This window comes from Sphingopyxis sp. DBS4, from assembly GCF_024628865.1.
Lineage (GTDB): Bacteria > Pseudomonadota > Alphaproteobacteria > Sphingomonadales > Sphingomonadaceae > Sphingopyxis.
This window is the reverse complement of the sequence record NZ_CP102384.1, coordinates 1,854,666-1,876,138: the sequence shown is the minus strand read 5'-3', so window position 1 is coordinate 1,876,138 and position 21,473 is coordinate 1,854,666. Positions and strand designations below refer to the sequence as shown.

The 21,473-nt window shown below is 65.9% G+C and carries 21 protein-coding genes and 1 other RNA gene; 9 read left to right on the top strand and 13 right to left on the bottom strand.

Going from position 1 to position 21,473, the window contains the following annotated elements:
• On the bottom strand, positions 1-3,069 hold the full coding sequence (locus NP825_RS08825; protein ID WP_257550490.1) for a TonB-dependent siderophore receptor: 3,069 nt from the start codon (positions 3,067-3,069) through the stop codon (positions 1-3).
• A 19-nt stretch (positions 3,070-3,088) separates the two neighbouring features.
• On the bottom strand, positions 3,089-4,435 hold the full coding sequence (locus NP825_RS08820; protein ID WP_374046548.1) for a dicarboxylate/amino acid:cation symporter: 1,347 nt from the start codon (positions 4,433-4,435) through the stop codon (positions 3,089-3,091).
• 190 nt (positions 4,436-4,625) lie between these two features.
• Here NP825_RS08820 and NP825_RS08815 point away from each other — a divergent pair, with 190 nt between their 5' ends.
• The 3 genes from NP825_RS08815 (at position 4,626) to NP825_RS08805 (ending at position 8,622) form a co-directional block, all read left to right on the top strand.
• On the top strand, positions 4,626-6,380 hold the full coding sequence (locus NP825_RS08815) for an ATP-binding protein (RefSeq protein WP_257550488.1): 1,755 nt from the start codon (positions 4,626-4,628) through the stop codon (positions 6,378-6,380).
• Positions 6,377-7,714, top strand: coding sequence for a sigma-54 dependent transcriptional regulator (locus tag NP825_RS08810; RefSeq protein WP_257550485.1), 1,338 nt, complete (start codon positions 6,377-6,379; stop codon positions 7,712-7,714). Before NP825_RS08815 ends, NP825_RS08810 begins: the two co-directional genes overlap by 4 nt.
• 287 nt (positions 7,715-8,001) lie before the next feature.
• The gene (locus NP825_RS08805; RefSeq protein WP_257550483.1) at positions 8,002-8,622 is read left to right on the top strand and encodes a PilZ domain-containing protein; all 621 of its coding nucleotides are present in this window, start codon (positions 8,002-8,004) and stop codon (positions 8,620-8,622) included.
• A 181-nt stretch (positions 8,623-8,803) separates the two neighbouring features.
• Here the strand turns inward: NP825_RS08805 and NP825_RS08800 are convergent, their stop codons facing one another.
• The 5 genes from NP825_RS08800 to rpsD form a co-directional block, all read right to left on the bottom strand.
• Positions 8,804-9,445: an FABP family protein gene (locus NP825_RS08800; protein WP_257550481.1), complete on the bottom strand. Its 642-nt coding sequence runs from the start codon at positions 9,443-9,445 to the stop codon at positions 8,804-8,806.
• 19 nt (positions 9,446-9,464) lie between these two features.
• Entirely contained in the window at positions 9,465-10,316 is an 852-nt protein-coding gene (gene aguB / locus NP825_RS08795) for an N-carbamoylputrescine amidase (protein ID WP_257550479.1), read from the bottom strand.
• A 153-nt stretch (positions 10,317-10,469) separates the two neighbouring features.
• The gene (locus NP825_RS08790) at positions 10,470-11,453 is read right to left on the bottom strand and encodes an agmatine deiminase family protein (RefSeq protein WP_257550477.1); all 984 of its coding nucleotides are present in this window, start codon (positions 11,451-11,453) and stop codon (positions 10,470-10,472) included.
• A gap of 13 nt (positions 11,454-11,466) precedes the next feature.
• A complete protein-coding gene (locus NP825_RS08785) occupies positions 11,467-13,152 on the bottom strand; it encodes a M28 family metallopeptidase (RefSeq protein WP_257550475.1) in 1,686 nt (561 codons plus the stop codon).
• A 116-nt stretch (positions 13,153-13,268) separates the two neighbouring features.
• Entirely contained in the window at positions 13,269-13,880 is a 612-nt protein-coding gene (gene rpsD / locus NP825_RS08780; protein ID WP_257550473.1) for a 30S ribosomal protein S4, read from the bottom strand.
• A gap of 213 nt (positions 13,881-14,093) precedes the next feature.
• Between rpsD and NP825_RS08775 the strand changes: the two genes are divergently transcribed.
• Positions 14,094-14,402 carry a chorismate mutase gene (locus NP825_RS08775; RefSeq protein WP_257550471.1) on the top strand — a complete coding sequence of 103 codons (309 nt, stop codon included), beginning with the start codon at positions 14,094-14,096 and terminating at the stop codon, positions 14,400-14,402.
• A 112-nt stretch (positions 14,403-14,514) separates the two neighbouring features.
• Here NP825_RS08775 and NP825_RS08770 read toward each other — a convergent pair whose 3' ends face one another.
• From NP825_RS08770 to rpiB, 5 genes are read right to left on the bottom strand one after another with little or no spacing between them, the layout of a single operon-like run.
• Positions 14,515-15,255: an RNA methyltransferase gene (locus NP825_RS08770; RefSeq protein WP_257550469.1), complete on the bottom strand. Its 741-nt coding sequence runs from the start codon at positions 15,253-15,255 to the stop codon at positions 14,515-14,517.
• Positions 15,252-15,719, bottom strand: a complete 468-nt coding sequence (gene nrdR / locus NP825_RS08765) for a transcriptional regulator NrdR (RefSeq protein ID WP_257550467.1) — start codon at positions 15,717-15,719, stop codon at positions 15,252-15,254. The genes NP825_RS08770 and nrdR overlap by 4 nt, the downstream gene beginning before the upstream one ends.
• A gap of 3 nt (positions 15,720-15,722) precedes the next feature.
• A complete protein-coding gene (locus NP825_RS08760; RefSeq protein WP_257550465.1) occupies positions 15,723-15,941 on the bottom strand; it encodes a hypothetical protein in 219 nt (72 codons plus the stop codon).
• A 5-nt stretch (positions 15,942-15,946) separates the two neighbouring features.
• The gene (gene glyA / locus NP825_RS08755; protein WP_257550463.1) at positions 15,947-17,254 is read right to left on the bottom strand and encodes a serine hydroxymethyltransferase; all 1,308 of its coding nucleotides are present in this window, start codon (positions 17,252-17,254) and stop codon (positions 15,947-15,949) included.
• Positions 17,251-17,703, bottom strand: a complete 453-nt coding sequence (gene rpiB / locus NP825_RS08750; RefSeq protein ID WP_257550461.1) for a ribose 5-phosphate isomerase B — start codon at positions 17,701-17,703, stop codon at positions 17,251-17,253. The genes glyA and rpiB overlap by 4 nt, the downstream gene beginning before the upstream one ends.
• Positions 17,704-17,816: 113 nt before the next feature.
• On the opposite strand from rpiB, the gene NP825_RS08745 reads away from it, so the two are divergent.
• Complete coding sequence (locus tag NP825_RS08745) at positions 17,817-17,981, top strand: hypothetical protein (RefSeq protein ID WP_257550459.1); 165 nt, start codon at positions 17,817-17,819, stop codon at positions 17,979-17,981.
• A gap of 161 nt (positions 17,982-18,142) precedes the next feature.
• Here the strand turns inward: NP825_RS08745 and NP825_RS08740 are convergent, their stop codons facing one another.
• Entirely contained in the window at positions 18,143-18,799 is a 657-nt protein-coding gene (locus tag NP825_RS08740; RefSeq protein WP_058453864.1) for an alpha/beta hydrolase, read from the bottom strand.
• Between the two features lie 139 nt (positions 18,800-18,938).
• Between NP825_RS08740 and NP825_RS08735 the strand changes: the two genes are divergently transcribed.
• The 4 genes from NP825_RS08735 (at position 18,939) to ffs (ending at position 21,386) form a co-directional block, all read left to right on the top strand.
• The gene (locus tag NP825_RS08735; RefSeq protein WP_257550452.1) at positions 18,939-20,030 is read left to right on the top strand and encodes a cysteine desulfurase family protein; all 1,092 of its coding nucleotides are present in this window, start codon (positions 18,939-18,941) and stop codon (positions 20,028-20,030) included.
• Complete coding sequence (locus tag NP825_RS08730; RefSeq protein ID WP_257550450.1) at positions 20,031-20,366, top strand: 2Fe-2S iron-sulfur cluster-binding protein; 336 nt, start codon at positions 20,031-20,033, stop codon at positions 20,364-20,366.
• Entirely contained in the window at positions 20,366-21,247 is an 882-nt protein-coding gene (gene bla / locus NP825_RS08725; RefSeq protein ID WP_257550448.1) for a class A beta-lactamase, read from the top strand. The genes NP825_RS08730 and bla overlap by 1 nt, the downstream gene beginning before the upstream one ends.
• A gap of 41 nt (positions 21,248-21,288) precedes the next feature.
• An RNA gene (ffs, locus tag NP825_RS08720) (signal recognition particle sRNA small type) lies at positions 21,289-21,386 on the top strand.
• Positions 21,387-21,473 lie beyond the last annotated feature (87 nt).

Sequence of the window (21,473 nt, the reverse complement as noted above, 5' to 3'; positions counted from 1 at the left end):
TCAGAACTCCGTGGTGATCGAGCTGTACCAATAACGGCCATAGGGGCTGTAGAGCGACCCCAGATAGCCTTCCGACGACAGTGGCGGCTTTTTGTTGGCGATGTTGCGGACGCCGACGCGCCAGCGCATGTCGCCGCCGATCCCGTCCCGGTCGCGGATGCGGACCTGAGCATAAAGGTTCGCGGTAAGCTGCGACTTGACCCGCCACGGATTGCCGTCGGCGTCGACGAAGCCTGTTTCGTCGACCGCGCCGGTATAGCGCGCGAAGGCGCCGAGCTGGAACTGGCCGAGCGACCAGGTCAGCGATGCCGAGCCGCGCCATTTCGGGCGGCCGTTGGCCTCGATCAGATTCTCGGTCTCGGGCAGCGGCGTCGCGGCGTTGATGTCGCCTGCTTCGCGCGCGGCGACGAGCATGTCGACCGCGTCGCCCGGCGCGCGGGAGAATTTGAGCAGTCGCGTCGCGTTGACCGCCAGATCGAACTTGCCGATTCCGGTCTCGGGTGACCGCCAGTAGAAGCCGAAGTCGACCCCGCGCACCGTCTGCGGCAACAGGTTGATGAACTGGTCGCGCACCGTCAGGATACGGCCGACCGGCGCGATGCCGGTTCCCGCAAAGGCCGCGACATCGTCGGCGTTGGCGGCGTCGCGGACGACGTTGGGGTTCGACGATCCTTGCAGACGCAGCAGATAGTCGAGCGCGATCGCGGTGTCGTTGCCGAGGATGCCAACGATGCCCTTTTGCCGGATCGACCAATAGTCGACCGTGAAGGTCACCCGGCCGAGATCGGCGGGCAGGAAGGCCGGCTCGAACACCGCGCCGAGATTATAGTTGGTGCTCTTTTCGGGCTTGAGGTCGGGGTTGCCCGACACGCGGCGCGAATAGCCGACATTGTTCCCGCAGGCGGTGAAGCTGTCGATCCGCCCGGCGCGCAGATCGACCTCGCAGCGCAGGAAATCCTGGCTGGTCGCAAGGCGGGCATATTCAACGGCATTGACCTGTTCGAGGTTCGGTGCGCGGAAGCCCTGCGAGAAGGAGCCGCGAAAGCGGAGGCCGTCGAACACGTCCCATGCCGCGGCGACCTTCGGCCGCGCGACACTGCCGAAATCGCTGTAATGCTCATAGCGACCGGCGAGCTGGAGGTCGAAGCGCCGTATCAGCGGGATATTCATATCCTCCGACACCAACGGCACCGCCAGTTCGGCATAGGCGGCGGCGACGGTGCGCTTGCCATAGGTGTCGGGATTGTCGCTGACCGCGGCGGCATCGCTGATCGTGATCGCGCCCGACACCATGTCGACGAAGGGATCGGAGCCGTCGACCGCGGCGTCGCGGTCGTCGCGCTGGGTCTCGCGCCGGACTTCGACGCCGAACGCCACGCCGACATCGCCGCCGGGCAGCTTGAACAGATCGGGGCGCGAGGCGCGGAAATCGCCCATCGTCAGCGTCGTCTTCGACCGGCGCTGGAGCTGGAAGCCGATCGCATCAAGCGCGACCTGCGAACTGGGCGTGCAGTCGCCATAGGTCGTTGCCGTGGCGCAGCCGCCGTTGAACGGATTATAGGCGTCGGGGGTCGACAGCGCGAGGCTCTGCTGAAGCGCCGAACTGCGCACCGCGAAGCTGCTGTCGTGGGCGCTCGCCTCCGAATAGGTGAAGGCGCTGTCCCATTTGAAGCCCGCGGTCTCGCCCCGGATACCGAGCAGCGCGCGAAGCTGCTCGCCGGTGACATGCACCGTCTGCGGCCCCGCATCGACATAGCGGTAATTGGTGAGCAGCACCGGCAGCCCCTCGTCAGGGACGTTGGTCAGCCCGGGAATGCGGTTGGGGCTGCCGACCGGCCCGAAGGGATTGTAATAGTTGGTCGCGGGAATCCAGATCTGGTTGAGGTTGATCACCGCCGGCTGGCCCCGCAGCGTGTCCGAATAATAATAGCCGAACTCGCCGAACAGGGTCAGCGTGTCGGTCAGGTCGTAATGCCCGTTGGCGAAGCCGTTGTAGCGCTTGACGCGCGGCATGACGGTGGTGCCGATCGCGGTGTCGTAACGCAGGTTACGGAACGTGTTGTTCGTCGCGAGCGAGGTGTTCACCAGACAGAGGTCGGGTGAAAGCTGATAGGTGCAACCGCCGAAACTTGGTGGGCGAACGGTGAAGGAGCCGGCTGCCGTTGTCATGTTGGTCGAGCCGAGGCGGGGACGGCCGCCGGCGATCTGAACCTGCAGAGCGGGCCACGGACCGCGCGTCGCGCGCCCGTCGGGCGTCGTCGAATCGGCGAAATCGGGATAATCGGCGAACAGCGGGCGCAGGTCCGCCGACGCGGTGAAATCCTGATCCTCGGCGCGCAAGGCCGAACGATCGGTGTATTCGAACGAGACGGTGATGTTGCCGCGATCGAAGCTCTTGCCCGCCAGGATATTGCCCTGGAACTCGCGCAAATGGGTGCCTTCGGCGCCACCATATTGTGCCTGGAGCCGCAGACCGTCATAATTGTCCTTGAGCACGGTATTGACCACGCCCGCGACCGCGTCCGAACCATAGAGGGCTGCGGCGCCGTCGAGCAGCACCTCGAACCGCTGGAGCCCGGTCGTCGGGATCGCGTTGGAATTATAGCTCAGCACCGGCACGGTGCCGGTATCGGACAGCCCCTGACTGGCGGGGTGGGTGACGACGCGGCGCCCGTTGAGCAACACCAGCGTGTTGCCGACCCCCAGCGAGCGGAGGTTGACCGAGCCGACGTCGCCGCGCGCCGCGTTGCTCGTCTGCGCATTGTTGCCGGGGTTGAAGCTGACGTCGCCCATCTGGGGAATGCTGCGGATCAATTCGTCGCCGCTCACCGCGCCGACGGCGTCGATCCGGTCCTGATCGAGAACGACGACCGGCAGAGCCTCGGTGACCCGCGCGCCCTGGATCCGCGTGCCGACGACGACGATGTCCGAACCGTCGCTGCCCTGGCCCTCGCCATCGGCGGCCTCGCCCTGCGCGGCGGGTGCGTTGTCCTGCGCCCGGGCGGGCATACAGGCGAGCAGGCCGATCGCCGTGCTCGCGAGCAGCAATGCCGATGTGGAACCCCTCATTATCCTTCTCCCTTTGCTTTCAATCCATGTCCTGTTCGACGGGCGGCGCGGCCAGCGGAGACGGTGCGCCGCCGTCGAGCGCCAGTCGCAGCTGATCGCGATCGAGCGCATTGTCCCAGCGAGCGACGACGACCGTCGCCACCGCGTTGCCGATGAAATTGGTGAGGCTGCGGCATTCCGACATGAAGCGGTCGATGCCGAGGATCAGCGCCATGCCCGCGACCGGAACCGACGGCACGATCGACAGCGTCGCGGCCAGCGTGACGAACCCCGCGCCGGTGACGCCCGCCGCGCCTTTCGAGCTGATCATCGCGACGAGCAGCAGCGCGACCTGCTGGCCGAGCGACAGGTCGACATTGCAAGCCTGCGCGATGAACAGCGCGGCGAGCGTCATATAGATGTTGGTGCCGTCGAGGTTGAAGCTGTAGCCCGTCGGCACCACCAGCCCTACGACCGACTTGGCGCAGCCGGCGCGCTCCATCTTCTCCATCAGGCTGGGCAGCGCACTTTCCGACGAGGAGGTGCCGAGCACGAGCAACAGCTCGGCGCGCAGATAGCGGATCAGCTTGAAGATCGAAAAGCCCGCGAGCCGCGCCGCGATGCCGAGCACGACGACCACGAAGATCGCCGAGGTGAGATAGAAGGTCGCGAGCAGCCCGGCGAGATTCGCGAGCGATCCGACCCCATATTTGCCGATCGTGAAGGCCATCGCGCCGAACGCCCCGACCGGCGCCGCGCGCATCAGGATCGCGACAAGCCGGAAGATGACGAGCCCGACGCGCTCGAACAGGTCGCGCACCGGCGCGGCGGGTTCGCCGACCATCGACAGCGCAATCCCGAACAGGATCGAGACCAGTAACACCTGGAGCAGCGAATCCCCGGTGAGCGCCGAGACGAGCGTCGTCGGAATCGCCGACATGATGAAATCGACCAGTCCGCTGTGTTTCGCCTTTTCGACATAGCCGGACACCGCGCCGGCATCGAGCGTCTTCGGGTCGATGTTCATGCCCGCGCCCGGCTGCACCGTGTTGGCGACGATCAGGCCGACGATCAGCGCCAGTGTCGAGAAGAAGAGGAAATAGGCGAAGGCCTTGCCCGCGACACGGCCGACCGAACGCAATTCGGTCATTCCCGCGATGCCGGTGACGAGGGTGATGAAGATCACCGGGGCGATGATCATCTTGACGAGCTTGATGAAGCCGTCGCCGAGCGGCCGCAGCGCCTCGCCGGTCGCGGGCCAGAGATGGCCGATGATCACGCCCAGAAGAATGGCGGCGAGCACCTGGACATAGAGGTGGCGGTAGAACGGTGTCGTTCCCGCCGGCGCCCGTCCGGTCTCGTCGATTATGATGGCTGCCACGTACATCCTCCCGAGCACGGCCTTTCGCCGTTGCTTCCCCAAAATTATGGCCGGCCCCATCGCCGGTCCACGAACTTCGCATTATCCGAAAAACGGCAGAAAATAAGGCCATTGCGGAGGGGGGTGCGATATTTCCCCGTTTCGAATGTGCGATTTTCCGCTTACCATGAACTTATATGTGCGATAATCCGCACATATGACGACTCCGGTCATCCTTGATGATTCGCACGCGCCGGGTGCTGGGCGGCGCCTGATCTGGGCGGCCCTGCTCGCCTTGCTGCTGCTGGCGATGATCGCGGTCGCCGCCTTCGGCTGGGCAGCGGGCCATGCGCGCGTCGCATCCGACGCCGCCGCCGAGCAGCAGGCGCGAAGCGCGTCGCGCCGGCTGGCGGGCGAGCTTCAGAAATTCCGCCTGCTTCCGCTGGTGCTCACCGAATATCCCGACGTCCGCACCGTGCTGGGCAGCGGCGATGCCGGGGCGGCGCGGCGGATGAACGACAAGCTCGAACTGCTCGCCGATCGCACCGATGCCGCGGTCATCTACCTGATCGCGCGCGACGGCCGGACGATCGCCGCGAGCAACTGGCGCCGCCCGCAGAGCTTCGTCGGCCAGAATTACGGCTTTCGCCCCTATTTCCGCGACGCCATGGCAAAGGGCAGCGCCGAATTGTTCGCGCTCGGCACGGTTAGCGGCCGGCCCGGGCTGTTCATCGCCCGCCGCGTCGAGGAAGGCGGCCGGGCGCTCGGCGTGATCGTCGTCAAGGTCGAGTTCGGCGGCCTCGAAGCCGAATGGGCGCGCCAGCCGCTCGCAACCTTCGTCACCGACGATCATGGCGTCGTCATCATCACCAGCCGCCCCGACTGGCGCTTTCGCACTCTCGCGCCGATCGACGAGCGGACGCGCGCGGCGATTCGTGCGGTGCTGCAATTCGGCGATCTGCCGCTCACGCCGCTCCCTCTCACGAAAGACGGAGCGACCTGGGCGAACGGCGACGCGCGCTACCGCGAAGCGACGGTTCCGGTGCCGATGGCGGGCGCCCGGCTGCACGCCTTCCAGCCGCTCGCGCCGGCCGAGGCCAGCGCCAATGCGACCGCGCGCACCGCGATCCTGATCGCCTTCATCCTGCTCGCCGCGCTGCTGACCTGGGTGTTCCGCGCGCGCGAGAAGCAGCGGTTGCAGGCGGAAGCACGCCACATGCTCGAAATCGAGGTTGCGGCGCGCACCGCCGATCTGGTCGAGGCAAACCGGCGGTTCCGCGCCGCGCGCGAGGAATTGTCGCAGGCGAGCCGCCTCGGCACGATCGGGCAGATTACCGCGGGCGTCGCGCACGAAATCAACCAGCCGGTCGCGGCGATCCGTGGTTTTGCCGAAAACGCCGGCACGTTTCTCGATCGCGGCGACGCGGGCAAGGCGCGCGACAATATCGGCACGATCGTCGCGCTGACCGAGCGGATCGCCGCGATCATTGCCGAACTGCGCAGCTTCGCGCGGCGCAGCACGCCTGTGCTCGGCCCGGTCGAGATCGCGCGGGTGATCGACGGAGCGCTGCTGCTCGTCGGCGATCGCATCCGCGAACATGGCGTCACGGTCGAGCGCGTCGGCGAAGCGCCGGGAATGCGCTGCATCGCCGACCGTGTGCGGTTCGAACAGATTCTCGTCAACCTGCTCCAGAACGCGCTCGACGCGCTGACCGGCCGCCCCGATCCGCGCATCCGTATCGAAACGCGAGAGCAGGGCGATATCGCGATCACCGTCGCCGACAACGGGCCGGGGATTGCGCCCGACGTCGCCGACAATCTCTTCACGCCCTTCGTCACCGGAAAGGCTGATGGGCTCGGACTGGGGCTGGGCATCGCGCGTGACATCGCGCGCGAATTCGGCGGCGCACTCGACAGTGTCGCGTCGCCGCTGGGCGGCGCGGCCTTTCGGCTGGAGGTTCGCCGCGCATGAGCGAATTCGTGTCTCACCAGCAGGTCATTTTCGTCGACGACGACGACGCTCTGCGCGCGGCGACCGTGCAGTCGCTCGAACTCGCCGATATCGAGGTCCGGGCCTTCGTCGATGCCGAGACGGCGCTTGCGGCGATCGACGATGCGTTCAGCGGCGCGGTGGTCACCGATATCCGCATGCCGCGCCTCGACGGGCTCGAATTCTTCGCGCGCATCCGGGCGATCGACGCCGAGATCCCCGTCATCCTGATCACCGGGCACGCCGACGTGCCGATGGCGATCGGGGCGCTGAAAGGCGGGGCATTCGATTTTCTCGCCAAGCCCTATGCGACCGATCATCTGATCGCGGCCGTTCGCAAGGCGCTGACTTCCCGGCGTCTGATTCTCGACAATCGGATGTTGCGCGCCGCCGCCGAGACCAGCGTCGACAGCCCGCTGATCGGCGACAGCCCGGTCATGGCGCAGCTTCGCGCGACGATCGTCCAGATCGCGCGCGCCGACATCGACGTGCTCGTCGAAGGCGAGACGGGTACGGGCAAGGAACTCGCGGCGCTGCTCCTCCATCGCCAGGGGCCGCGGTCGGGCCGCCCCTTCGTCGCGGTCGATTGCGGTGCGCTTCCCGAAGGGCTCGCCGAGGTCGAACTGTTCGGCCACGATCGCGGCGCCCCCGGCTATGGCCCGATTGCCCGCGAAGGGCGGATCGAACAGAGCCATCGCGGTACCCTGTTCCTCGACGGCATCGACAATATGCCGCTTGCGATCCAGGCGACGCTGCTCCGCGTCGTCGAGGAGCGAAAGATCCGCCCGATCGGCGCGAGCGAGCCGCGCGGGGTCGACCTGCGCATTATCGCGTCGTCGCGCCGCGACCTGCAACAGGCGGTTCGTGCCGGCGAATTTCGCGAAGACCTTTTCTATCGCCTCAACGTCGTGCGGCTGCGGATGCCGCCGCTTCGCGAGCGCAGGGTCGATATCCCGCAGCTTTTTGCGTCTTTCGTCGAGGAAGCGACAGGCCGCATGGGCGCGCGGGATTTTACCCTGGGCGATGCCGCGCGCCGGCACCTGATCGAACATGACTGGCCGGGCAATGTCCGCGAGCTTCGCAATTTCGCCTATAGCGAGGTGCTGGGACTGGAGGCGCCGGTCCCCGAAGACGGTGCGATACCGCCGGCGCTGCCCGAGCGGGTGGCGCAGTTCGAGGCGCATGCCATTCGCGACGCGCTGGCAAGCGCGGGCGGCGATATCGCGGCCACGCTCGCGTTCCTGCGCATCCCGCGCAAGACACTCTATGACAAGATCGCGCGTCACGGCATCGATCCGAAAATCTATCGAGGCTGAGGGCGTTTCCAGCTCGTTCGATCCGTCCCGGCGTTTTTCGACGGGCCGTGATCGCTTAATGCTGCCACTATGGTGCCGTTAAATTCTGCAAATTGGGGATTTTATTCATAATCACCCGCCATGGTCGTTGGTGCGAAGGCCAGTTCGTTGAATTTAGGTTAACTGTGATTTCTAGTGTCGTTGAATATTATGCGAAATTTTGCTAATATTGGGCGTCGGCATCGAGTTGTGCTGAGTATATTATGACATATTCCCATTCTTCCGGTGCTGCTTTCAACGAGGATGGCATGAAGAAACCGCTCCTCTCCAGCGCGACGCCTGAGCCGCTACCGGCGGGCGAGGCCGATCGCCGTGGCGCCGACCGCTATCGCACCGTGTGGCGCATCGCGAAGGTCACGCGCGATGGCGACGTTGGTCTGTGGCGTGTGCGCAACATGTCCGACAACGGCATGATGCTCGCCGCCGATGTGCCGATCACGGTCGGCGAACAGCTCGAAATCGCGCTTTCGGATGCGGTGACCGTGCGGGGCAAGGTCGTGTGGTCCGAAGGCGGCCGTTGCGGCGTCGCGTTCGACGAGGAAGTCGACGTCGCCGACGTGCTCAAACAGCTCGCTGCCGAACAGCGTGCGAGCGGCTATCGTCAGCCGCGACTTCCCGTCCACAGCAGCGCGCAGGTGGTGACCGACGAAGGCACGAGCGAGATCGAGCTCGTCGACCTGTCGCAGAGCGGCGCGGGTTTCGTCCACGACGGGCATCTGGAGGTCGGCAAGGAACTCGATCTCGTGCTCGCGAGCGGAATCCGCCGCAAGGCGATCGTGCGCTGGTCGCGCGGGACGCGCGGCGGTTTGTGGCTGACCCAGCCGCTCGACCGTGCCGACCTCGAAAGCATCCGTCGCTTTCAGAACTAGGGCGGGATCAAGCCTTCGCAGATGAGCGCGCATCTTACGCAGTGGAGCGGTTAGAGCGTCGCGATCTGAAAAAACTGTGTGCTCCCGCGAAGGCGGGAGCCCATCTCCCGCCGGAGCAAGATGGAACCGGCCGGAGATGGGTCCCCGCCTTCGCGGGGACACAGCTTTTCTTCCGCAGTCCCTAAGCCGCGCCTTTCGCGATCTTGGCCCAGGGGTTGAGATCGGGTTCGGCGATCTTGCTCAGCCGGTTGTGGTCGCGATGCCGGAACAGCCCCTGATCCTTTACCATCAGCATCGTGTCGGAGACATAGCTCCACGACCCGTCGTCGTGGAAATCGACGGTCAGCTCGTAGCTGTCGGTGCGAAAGGCCTGTTCGAGGAAGGTGGTCGAGCAGATGCCATATTCGGTTTGTCCGCGTGTCGCCTTGACGATCAACTGCTTCGCACCGGGCTTGGCGTGCCCCGCGGCGATCGCGATCTGGCCGCGCGGGATGGCGAGCGTCTGGATGATCAGACCCGTTGCCGCCTCATAGAGCCAATAGCCGACCTGATCGTGGAAGGCGATGTCCTCCTCGGGCGTGTTGATATGGACGTGGTAGCGCAGGCCATAGAAAAGCTGCGGCCCGTTCGCCTGCGGGTCGATCGGATGCATCTCGATCCGTTCGTAATATTTGCGCGTCTCGGGGCCGTCGGCCTTGGGATTTACGTCGACGCCGCGCGTCCCTTCCCAGACGCCCGCGAGCCGCCGCAGCGGGCCGAGATTGGCGAGCGTATCAGGATCGACGTCCTCGGGCTCGGTGAAGATGTCCTTGGGTATGTCCATGCTGCCCCCTTTGGGTCTGTCAGATATCTTCGGCCAACCGCGCATAGAGCTGCGGACGGCGGTCGCGGAAAAAGCCCATGCCGGCGCGGTGCTTCGCGGCGCGATCGAGATCGATCGCCTCCACGAGAACGCCGGTCTCGTCTGCGCCGAATGCCTGCGTCAGGTCGCCCCATTCGTCGGTGATGAAGCTGTGCCCATAAAAATTCGCTTCGTCCTCGGCGCCGATGCGGTTCGCCGCGATCACCGGCATACAGTTCGACACCGCATGGCCCTGCATCGCGCGCCGCCACATGCGGCTGGTGTCGAGATCGGCGTCATAGGGCTCCGATCCGATCGCGGTCGGATAGAAAAGCAGTTCGGCCCCCATCAGCGCCATCGCGCGCGCGCATTCGGGATACCATTGGTCCCAGCAGACGCCGACGCCGATCCGCGTGCCGAAGACGTCCCAGACCTTGAACCCCGTATTGCCGGGGCGGAAATAATATTTTTCCTCGTAGCCGGGGCCGTCGGGGATGTGACTTTTACGATAGGTGCCCATGATCGCGCCATCGGGCCCGATCATCGCGAGCGTATTGTAATAATGCGGGCCGTCCTTCTCGAAAAAGCTGGTCGGGATTGCGACCTTCAGCTTTTCCGCGAGCGCCTGCATCCGGATGACGCTCGGATGCTCGGCGGTCGGCCGTGCACTGGCGAAGAGCTCTTCCTCCTCGACCTGGCAGAAATAGGGGCCTTCGAAGAGTTCGGGGGGCAGGATGATCTGCGCGCCTTTCGAGGCCGCCTCCTCGACGAGCGCGGCGACCGCATCGATATTCGGTTGGACGGGGCCGGGCAGGGCAAGCTGCAGCGCGGCGACGGAGATCGTGCGGGTCATGGAGCGGATATAGGCGAGGTGGCGCATCTTGCCAGCGCAAAAGCCGAGGTCGATGCTTCATTTCCGTCATCCCGGCGAAGGCCGGGATCTCGCCGGTGCGTTGGGATGCAAGGTCGAGATCCCGGCCTTCGCCGGGATGACCATTAAAGGTGATTATGCCGGAAGCTGCTGGCTCGAACAGTGGAAGCTGCCGCCGCCGCCGATGATCCCGCGCGCCGGCACGCCGACGGCGCGGCGGTCGGGAAAGAGTGCGGCGAGCGCATCGACTGCCGCTTGATCGTTCGGGACGCCATAGGTCGGCACGACGACGACCGTGTTGCCGATATAGAAGTTCATATAGCTCGCCGCCGCGAGCTCGCCGTCCACTTCGACGCGGCCGGGCGAGGGGAGGTCGACGATCTCGATGCCCCCGAACGCCGCAGCGCGGGCGTGCGCGTCGGCGTAGATTTCAGCATTGGGGTCGTCATCGCCTGCTGCGACGGGGATCGCGAGCCGGCCTTCGCCGACGAAGCGCGCCAGATTGTCGACATGGCCGTCGGTATGATCGCCGATCAGCCCCTTGCCGAGCCACAGCAGCCGCTCGATGCCGAGCGACTGGTGCAGCCTGACGGCGATATCCTCGCGCGTCAGCGTCGGGTTGCGGTTGCTATTGAGCAGGCATTCCTCGGTGGTCACGCAGAGCCCGGTGCCGTCGACGTCGATCGCGCCGCCTTCGAGCACCCAGTCCTGATCGTCGACCGGAAGCCCGCTGGCCGCCGCGAGCGCCGCGCCGACTTCCCGGTCGCCGGGCATGACGAATTTCTCGCCCCACCAATTGAATTCGAAATTGCGCGCGCGCCGTGTGGCGCCGGTGCCCGCGACGATCGGCCCGGTATCGCGCAACCAGATGTCGCCGAGCGGCTGGACGATTATGCGCACGCCCGCCTCGACGAGCCCCGCGGCGATGGCTGCCTGGCGCTCGTCGTTGACGACCAGCCGCACCTCCTCGCCGCGGCCGCCGTCATGGACGGCGGCCGCAAAGGCGGCGACATCGGCACGCGCCGCGTCGATCTGGCCCGCCCACTCCTCGTCGAGGTGCGGAAAGCCGATCCATACCGCTTCGTGCGGCGCCCATTCGGCAAACATGCGCAGCGTCATGGGCGCCGTCCGATTACTTCGCCGGGCGCGACTTGTCGCGCGCGGCCCGGAATTCGTCGCCCTTCACCCAGTTCGGCCAGGCGTCGGTCGAGGCGAGCATGCGGCCTGCGGCATAGAAGAGCTTGAGGTCGGCGAGCATGCCGTCCCAATTCTTGATCGCCGCATATTCGTCGCCAGGCGCGTGATAGCGGTTTTTCTCATAATCCTCGGCCGCTTTCTTGCCGGCTTCCTTGCCGCCATCGACCAGGTCTTCGCCCGAGCCGAAGTTGAAGAAAGGCACGCCGTGCTTCGCGAAGCTGAAATGATCGGAGCGGTAATAGAAGCCCTTCTCCGGCGTCGGTTCGTCGACGATCGTCACCTTCGCCGCTTTGGCGATCTTTTCCAGATAGGTGTCGAGGTCCGACTTGCCGCGGCCGACGACGACGATGTCCTTCGCCGGGCCGTTCGGGTTCAGCGCGTCCATGTTGACGCCGCCGACGGTCTGAGCGAGCGGGAAGACCGGGTTGTCCGCATAATAGGCCGAACCAAGCAGCCCCGATTCCTCTGCGGTCACCGCCAGGAAGACGATGCTGCGATCGGGCGCGGGCGCTTTCTGATAGGCTTGCGCCAGCGTCACGAGTCCCGCGACCCCGCTCGCATTGTCGACCGCGCCGTTGCAGATGTCGTCGCCGTTCACCGGCGTGCAGCGGCCGAGATGATCCCAGTGCGCGGTATAGAGCACATATTCGTCGGGGCGCTTCGTCCCCGGCAGCACGCCGACGACGTTATGCGACATCTTCTTCGCGATCTGGTTGTCGAAGCCGAACGAAGCCTTCACGCCGGTCAGCGGCACCGCCTTGAAGCCCTTCTTGCCCGCCGCCGCGCGCAGCTTGTCGAAATCCTGGCCCGCGCTCGCGAGCAATTCCTTCGCCTTCGCAAGCTGAATCCAGCCGTTCGCCGCGGTCTGGTCGGCGCCGCCATTCTTGGTCTCTGCCAGATATTGGGTGCCGGTGTTGCTGCTTTCCACGACGTTCCAGCCATAGGCGGCGGGTTCGGTGTCGTGGACGATCAAGGCCGCGGCGGCGCCCTGGCGCGCCGCTTCCTCATATTTATAGGTCCAGCGGCCGTAATAGGTCATCGCGCGGCCGCCGAACTCGCCCTTGGCTTCGGGGGTCTGCCAATCGGGGTCGTTGACGAGGATGATGACGGTCTTGCCCTTGACGTCGAGTCCGGCATAGTCGTTCCAGCCCTTTTCGGGCGCGTTGATGCCGTAACCGACGAAAACGACGTCGCTGTCCTTGACCTCGGTCTTCGGCTGCACGCGATAGCTGAAGGCGACATAGTCGTTGCCGTAATTCAGCGTGACGGGCGCCTTGCCGCCGGTGAAGCTGAGCGGCGTCGCATTCTTCGCGGTGATCTCGACCAGCGGCACATCCTGCGTCCACTTGCCGTTGTTGCCGGGCTTGAGCCCCGCTTCCTCGAACTGCTTGATCAGATAAGCGAGGGTCTTTTCCTCGCCCGCCGTGCCCGGCGCGCGGCCTTCATAGGCATCCGACGACAGCTCCTTGGTCACGCCCTGCAGCGTCTGCAGCGACAGCTCGGGAAACTGGACGTCGGGAAGCGAGGCCGCGTCGGGGCCGGCCGCCTTGTCGGATCCGCTGCACGCGGCAACGGACAGAAGGACCGCGAAAGCCGCGGTTGTTCGGGGGAAGCGAAGCATGGAATGTCCTTGGATTTTCGTTTGCGACGCCGGACTTGTGCCAGCCGCGCGGCCCCGATGCAAGAAGGGCGGCCCTTTCGGACCGCCCTCCTGAAATCGTTTCGGTCGAAACCGGATCAGCGCGAATAGAATTCGACGACCAGATTCGGCTCCATCTTCACCGGATAAGGCACTTCGTCGAGCGTGGGCACGCGGACGTAGGTCGTCTTGGTACCGTCGACCGACAGATATTCGGGCAGGTCGCGCTCGGGCAGGCTCTGCGCTTCGGCGACCAGCGCCATTTCCTGCGCCTTCTTGCCGAGGGTGATTTCATCGCCCGGCTTCACGAGACGGCTCGCGACGTTGCACTTCACGCCGTTCACATAGACGTGGCCATGGCTGACGAGCTGGCGCGCCGAGAAGATGGTCGGCGTGAATTTCGAGCGATAGACGACCGCATCGAGGCGACGTTCGAGCAGGCCGATCAGATTCTGGCCGGTGTCGCCCTTCATGCGCGACGCTTCGAAATAGTTCTTCTTGAACTGCTTTTCGGTGATGTCGCCGTAATAGCCCTTCAGCTTCTGCTTCGCGCGGAGCTGGATGCCGAAGTCCGACATCTTGCCCTTGCGGCGCTGACCGTGCTGGCCGGGGCCATATTCGCGGCGGTTGACCGGGCTCTTCGGGCGACCCCAGATATTCTCGCCCATGCGGCGGTCGAGTTTATACTTGGCGCTCTGGCGCTTCGACATTGTCGTCTCCAATATGCTATGTGCCGAAGGATTTCGGCGGTATCCCGGGTCGCACCATATGGAGATTTCCATATGCGACCACCGCTTCACCGGGGTGCGGGGTCCATTGCGAAGGCGCGCGACTAGACGGGAAAGGGCGGAAAGTCAAGCGTTGCGGCGCGAGGCGAGACACCCGCCTCGACAGCGCGGAAAAAGCCGTTAAAGGCAGCGCGCATGACAGCCGCGAAACTCCCCGAACAGTGCGAAACGATGACCGAAGTCCGGATCGGCGTCGATACGGTCGACCGCGAACTGGTCGCGCTGCTCGTCCGCCGCTTCGGTTACATGGATGCCGCGGCGCGGATCAAGAGCGATCGCGGCACTGTCCGCGACGAAGCGCGCAAGGCGCAGGTTCTCGACAATGTCGCGCGCGAGGCAGCGGCGGCGGGGCTCGATCCCGACCGCATCCGCGCGGTGTGGAACGAACTGGTCGAACAGTCGATCGCGCATGAATTCGATCGCTGGGACGGGATTCGCGGTTAAACCCCAGCGTGTCCCCGAAGGCGGGGACCCATCGCCCGCCGGTTTCATCTGGCACCGGCCGGAGATGGACCCCCGCCTTCGCGGGGGAGCACGGCATTCTCATCGGTGGCGGTTATGACCCTTCACCAGCCGATTTGCGCTTTCGCCCCAGCGTCGTGATGATGCCGTGCATCATCCGGATGTCGTTATAGGACCAGCCCGTCTTGGCGATCGCGGTGCGGATGGTGCGCAACGTCGCTTCGGTTCGCTCGGACGGGAAGAAATAGCCCGCGGCGTCAAGGTCGCGCTTCAGATGCTCGATCAACTGCTCGAACTCGCCCTGGAGTGCGGGCGGATCGAGATCAACCGCAGGCGGACTCGCCAGCGCGACGCCCTTCGACCATTCATAGGCGAGCAGGATCACCGCCTGCGCGAGGTTGAGCGACCCGAACTCGGGGTTGATCGGCACCGTGACGATGCTGTGCGCCAAGGCGACATCGTCGGTTTCCAGTCCCGATCGTTCGGGCCCGAAGACATAGGCCGACCGGCCTGCGTTCGCGTGAACCTGCTTCGCCGCTGCCTCGGGCGTCAGCACCGGCTTGGTCACGCCGCGCTTGCGCACGGTGGTAGCATAGACGGTCGTGCAGTCGGCAACTGCCTCGGCAAGGCTGTCGTAAACGGTGGCGTCGGCCAGCACGATATCGGCGCCCGATGCAGCCGGACCGGCATCGGGGTTCGGCCAGCCGTCACGCGGGGCGACGAGGCGCAGTTCGGTGAGCCCGAAATTGAGCATCGCGCGCGCCGCCTTGCCGATATTCTCGCCAAGTTGCGGACGGACGAGGACGATGACGGGGGGCGGGGCGGCCGCGATCATTTGCTGGGCCGCGCCGCCTCGGTGATCGACGAGGCGAATTCCTCGAAATCCTTGGCTTCGGTGAAGTCGCGGTAGACGCTGGCGAAGCGGATATAGGCGACATTGTCGAAGCCCTTCAGCGCCTCCATCACCATTGCGCCGATCTGCGCCGCCTGCACTTCGTTGTCGCCCGAGGTTTCGAGCTGGCGCTGGATGCCCGAGACGAGCCGTTCGATCCGCGCGCCGTCGATCGGGCGCTTGCGGCAGGCGATCTGGACGCTGCGCATCAATTTCTCGCGGTCGAAGGGCTCGCGGGTGCCGCCGGCCTTGAGCACCGCGACCTCGCGGAGTTGGATGCGCTCGAAGGTGGTGAAGCGCGCGCCGCAGTCCTCGCACTGGCGGCGGCGGCGGATCGCGGCGCCGTCCTCGGTCGGACGGCTGTCCTTCACCTGGCTGTCTTCATGTCCGCAATAGGGGCAGCGCATCGGTCAGCGTTTCACCCGCGAATAGAGCGCGATAGCGGCGCCCGCGAACAGGCCGACCGGCCAGGTGACGACCGGCAGCACCGCGCCCGCGATCGCACCGATGACGCCGCCGGTCAGGACAGGGCGCGTCGAGGGATGATCGATCCCCTGCTTGCCCATCGCCTTGACCTCTTCGATCGTCAGCTCGACCAGTGTCGGCTCTTCGGGGTGCTGCCGCGCCATCGCATTTACCCCTGATAGATGGGGAAGCGCTCGCACAGCGCGCGGACGCGGCCGCGAACGTCGGCTTCGACATCGGCGTCGCCATGCTCGCCCTTGTCGCGCAAGGCCTCCAGAACATCCGCGACCATGTCGCCGATCTCCTCGAACTCGGCAATGCCGAAGCCGCGCGTCGTGCCCGCGGGCGATCCGACGCGGATGCCGCTGGTCTTGACCGGCGGCAGCGGATCGAAGGGGACGCCGTTCTTGTTGCAGGTGATCGCGCTGCGTTCGAGCGCTTCGTCGGCGTCGCGGCCGGTGATGCCGAGCGGACGAAGGTCGATCAGCGCAAGATGGGTGTCGGTGCCGCCCGCGACGACATCGGCGCCGCGCGCCTTCAGCCGGTTCGCGAGCGCCTGCGCATTGGCGATCGTCGCCCTGGCATAGGCCTTGAACTCGGGGCGCAACGCTTCGCCGAAGGCGACCGCTTTCGCGGCGATGACATGGACCAGCGGGCCGCCCTGGAGGCCGGGGAAGACCGCCGAGTTGATGCGTTTCGCGATCGCCTCGTCATTGGTCAGGATCATGCCGCCGCGCGGGCCCCGCAGCGTCTTGTGCGTCGTCGTGGTGACGACATGCGCATGTTCCATCGGCGAGGGATGCGCGCCGCCCGCGACCAGCCCCGCGAAATGCGCCATGTCGACCATCAGCAGCGCGCCGACGTCGTCGGCGATGGCACGGAAGCGCGCGAAGTCGAGCGTGCGCGGATAGGCCGAGCCGCCCGCGATGATCAGCGAGGGGCGATGCTCCTTCGCAAGGCGCTCGACCTGGTCGAAATCGACGAGATGATCGTCGGCGCGCACGCCATATTGTACCGCATTATACCATTTGCCCGACATCGCGGGCGCCGCGCCGTGCGTCAGATGGCCGCCCGCATCGAGGCTCATGCCCATGATCGTCGCGCCGGGTTTGGTCAGCGCGAGCATGACCGCGCCGTTCGCCTGCGCGCCCGAGTGCGGCTGAACATTGACGAAATTGCAGTCGAAAAGCTGTTTCGCGCGGTCGATCGCCAGCGTCTCGACCTCGTCCGACGGGCCGCAACCCTGATAATAGCGCTTGCCCGGATAGCCTTCGGCATATTTGTTGGTGAAGACGCTGCCCTGCGCCTCGAGAACCGCCTTGGAGACGATATTCTCCGACGCGATCAGTTCGATCTGATGCTGTTCGCGGTCGAGTTCATGCTTCATCGCGGCGGCGACGGCGGGGTCGGTCGCGGCGACGCCGTCGGTGAAATAGCCGGCCGATTTGATGGGCTTGTCGAGCGTTTCGGTGGTCATCGGCTGGTCTCCAGTTGGGGCGGGTGGGAAAGCTTGTCGACGCGCGGGCCGTGGCGGCCGCCGGCAAAATCACCGACGAGAAAGGATGTGACGCAGGCCTTTGCCATATCCTCGCCGATCAGCCGCGCGCCCATTGCGAGCACATTGGCGTCATTATGCTCCCGGGAGAGCGCCGCCGAATAGGGGTCGCTCACCAATGCGCAGCGAGCGGCGGGATGGCGGTTGATCGCGATTGAAATGCCGATCCCCGAACCGCACAGCGCGATACCGCGTTCGGCGCGGCCATCGGCGATGGCCTCGGCGAGCTTGTAGCCGAAGTCGGGATAATCCACCCGGTCCGCCGTCGCTGGACCGAGGTCCAGCACTTCGTGATCGAGGTCTCGCAGCCAGGCCGCGAGCACGGCCTTGAGCTCGTAAGCGGCGTGGTCAGAGGCTATCGCGATGCGCATCGGGGCGGCTCCCGCAGGGTGATAGGGAATCGATGAGCGCGCTTTAGGCGAAGCCGCCGGGATTGACCATAAGCCAGGTGGCAAATTTGTGACGCGGGCGATAAAGCCGCCCTATGTCCGACACCATCATGTCCCTGCTGATGCTCGCCGGGGTCGCGCTGACCGGCGGCGCGGTCTATATTTTCCGCACCGGCGACCGCAAGCGCGCGCTGCTGATGTTCGTCGCGGCGCTGGTGATGTTCGCGAATATCGCGATCTGGCTGGTGCCGACGAAATAGATCCGACAAAAACCTTCGTCATTGCGAGCGGAGCGAAGCAATCCAGGGCGGTTTACGCTTGCTCTGGATTGCCGCGCGGCTTCGACAAAGTCGAAGTTTATCCTGAGCGGCCGGCCTGCCGGCCAGCCGAAGGGCCGCTCGCAATGACCAGGTTTGATTCGTCACCGAATCGGCGAATCGGGGGCGAGGCGCATATCCAGATAATTATCGAGCGACTTCATGAGCTGGTCGAGCTCATGCTCGAAGAAATGGTTCGCGCGCGGGATTTCGTCGTGGTGGATGGTGATCCCCTTCTGCGTGCGCAGCTTGTCGACCAGCTTCTGGATCGCGGCGGGCGGAACGATCTCGTCCTGTCCGCCCGCGACGATGATCCCCGACGAAGGGCAGGGGGCGAGGAAGCTGAAGTCGTACATGTTCGCGGGCGGCGCGACCGACAGGAAGCCGCGGATCTCGGGACGCCGCATCAGAAGCTGCATCCCGATCCACGCGCCGAAGCTGAAGCCCGCGACCCAGGTCGTCTGCGCCTCGGGGTGTATCGACTGCACCCAGTCGAGCGCCGAGGCCGCATCGCTGAGTTCGCCGATGCCGTTGTCGAAGGTGCCCTGGCTGCGACCGACGCCGCGGAAGTTGAAGCGCAGCACCGCAAAGCCGCGCGCGACGAAGCTCTTGTACATCGCCTGGGTGATGCGGTCGTTCATCGTGCCGCCGCCCTGCGGGTGCGGATGCAGGATCAGCGCGACCGGCGCGCGCGGGCGCGGCGGGGGCGAGAAGCGGCCTTCGATGCGGCCTTCGGGGCCGGGGAAAATAACGTCGGGCATGGGCGCACCTTCTTTGGTTCGGGGCTGGTCACCGATTCGCCGGACGGCGGGGTGGCGGAGCTGGATGCGCGTCTATATAGAAAATAGGTCTCGACTTGCAACTTTTGCGAATCGTTCGCAATAAGGATCGTTTCGCGGAATGATTTACCTCGACTATCAGGCCACGACGCCGCTCGCTCCCGAGGCGCGCGAGGCGATGCTACGCTGGCTCGAGGGGCCGGGCGAGGGCGATGGTTTCGCGAACCCGTCGAGCACGCACAAGGCGGGCCGTGCGGCGGCGGCGGCGGTCGAGGTCGCGCGCGATCAGGTCGCGGCGCTGCTGCCGGGGGGCGGACGCGTCTTCTTCACTTCGGGCGCGACCGAGGCGCTCAACTGGGCGCTGTTTCGCGGCGCGGAGGCGAAACCGGGCGGGGTCGCGGGGCTGAGCATCGAACATGCCGCGTCGCTGCAATGCCTCGAGCGGCTGAACGCGACGATCCTGCCGGTCGACGGCGCGGGGGTCGCGCTGCCCCTCGATGACGCGCTGATCCCCGAGAATGGCCTCGTCGCGGCGATGCTGGTGAACAACGAGGTCGGGACGATCCAGCCGGTCGCCGCTTTCGCCGCCGCCGCGCACGCGAAGGGCAGCTTGCTGCTCTGCGACGCGGTGCAGGGGTACGGCCGCGTTGCCATCCCCGACGGTGCCGACCTGATCGCGCTTTCAGCGCACAAGATTCACGGGCCGAAAGGCATAGGCGCGCTGTGGGTGAAGGACGGTGTCGACCTCGAACCGCTGATGTTCGGCGGCGCGCAGGAACAGGGGATGCGGTCGGGCACCGTTTCCCCGGCTCTGTGCGCCGGGTTCGGCGCGGCGGCGGCGCTTGCGGCCGAGCGCTTCGATGCGGACGCGGCGCATGTCGAGCGGCTGTGGTCGCTGGCGATGGACATGCTGCCCGAATGGACGCTGGGCGGCGCCGCGGCGCCGCGCTATCACGGCAATCTCAACGTCCGGCGCGAAGGGGTGAATGGCCTCCGTCTGATGTCCGACGCGCGCGATGTCGCTTTCTCGCTCGGCAGCGCGTGCGGCAGTGGATCGGGCAAGGTCAGCCATGTGCTGCGCGCGATGGGGGTGAGCGAGGCCGACGCCCGCGCCTCGATCCGGCTCGGCTGGGGACGCTATACCAGCGAAGCGGAATTGCGCGCCGGGCTGACCGCGATCAGGGATGCGGCGCGGCTGCAGGGAGTGAATTGAGTGCGCGTCACCTTCATCCACGCCGACGGCAAGGGGCGCACCGAGGCCGAAGCGAACGCAGGCGACGTCCTGCTCGATGTCGCACAGGCGCACATGATGCCGCTCGAAGGGACGTGCGAAGGCCAGATGGCCTGTTCGACCTGCCACGTCATCGTCGCCAAAGAGGATTTCGACCGCTTGCCGTCCGCGAGCGAGGAGGAGGAAGATATGCTCGACCTCGCTGCCGGGGTGCGCCGCACCAGTCGGCTTGCTTGCCAGATCGTCCTGACCGGCGACCTCGACGGGCTGACCGTCCATATCCCGTCCGAGAGCCGCAATATGCAGGGGCCGAGGTGATGCGCGCGGCCATTGCCGTCGCCGCGCTGTTTAGCCTGGCAGCCTGTTCCGCCGCCTCCGCTCCAGTGCGTGAGGCGACGGGCGATTCGGTGCTTCTCGCCAGGCAACTCACCGACATCGAGCGCCGCTCGGGCGGGCGTCTGGGCGTCGCGGTGACCGACACCACCGGCCGGCTGCTGTTCGGCCACCGCGCCGACGAACGTTTCGCCATGTGCTCGACCTTCAAGCTGCTTCTCGCGGGGCAGGTGTTGCGCGGCGCGGAGAGCGGCGGCCTGCCGCTGCGCACGCCGCTGCCGCTGACCCGCGCCGATCTGCTGCCGCATTCGCCCTATAGCGAGACCCAAGTCGCGGCGGGCGAAGTCAGTCTTGGGGCGGCCGCCGAACATAGCGTCAGGATCAGCGACAATGCCGCGGCCAATCTGATCCTCAAGGCGACGGGCGGGCCCGCGAGCTTTACCCGGCATATGCGCGCGATGGGCGATGCGGTGACGCGGCTCGACCGAACCGAGCCCGAACTCAACGAGAATGTGCCCGGCGATTCGCGCGACACCACCAGCCCCGCGGCGATGGCGAAAAGCGGCGCGATGCTCGTCTATGGCGACCATTTGACCGCCGATGACCGGCGGACGCTGCGCGGCTGGCTGATCGGCAGCGGGACCGGCCGCGCGCGCCTTCGCGCCGGGCTGCCGCCGGCGTGGATTGCCGGGGACAAGACCGGATCATGCGGCACCGCCTATAACGACGTCGCCTTCGTCGAGGCGCCCGACGGCAACCAATATATGATCGCCGCCTATCTCGACCGTCCGACGGTGAACGGCGATGCCGCGGACGCGATCCTTGCCGATGTGGCCCGCGCTTTCGTGGAGAATCCGTTCGACTGACCGCGCGGCTTGCATTTCCGCGCCGCCGCCGCCATATGCGCCGCGGGAGTCGGGCGGACGCAGTCTTCGCCAACCCGGTCAGGTCCGGAAGGAAGCAGCCGCAACGAATTCGCTGCGGGTCGTTCCGGCTCCCACCCCTTGCGACATTGCTGAATCATCGACCCGCGCTCGATCGCCGCTGTCTCTCTTGCATCCTTATCCGTCATTGCGAGCGAAGCGAAGCAAT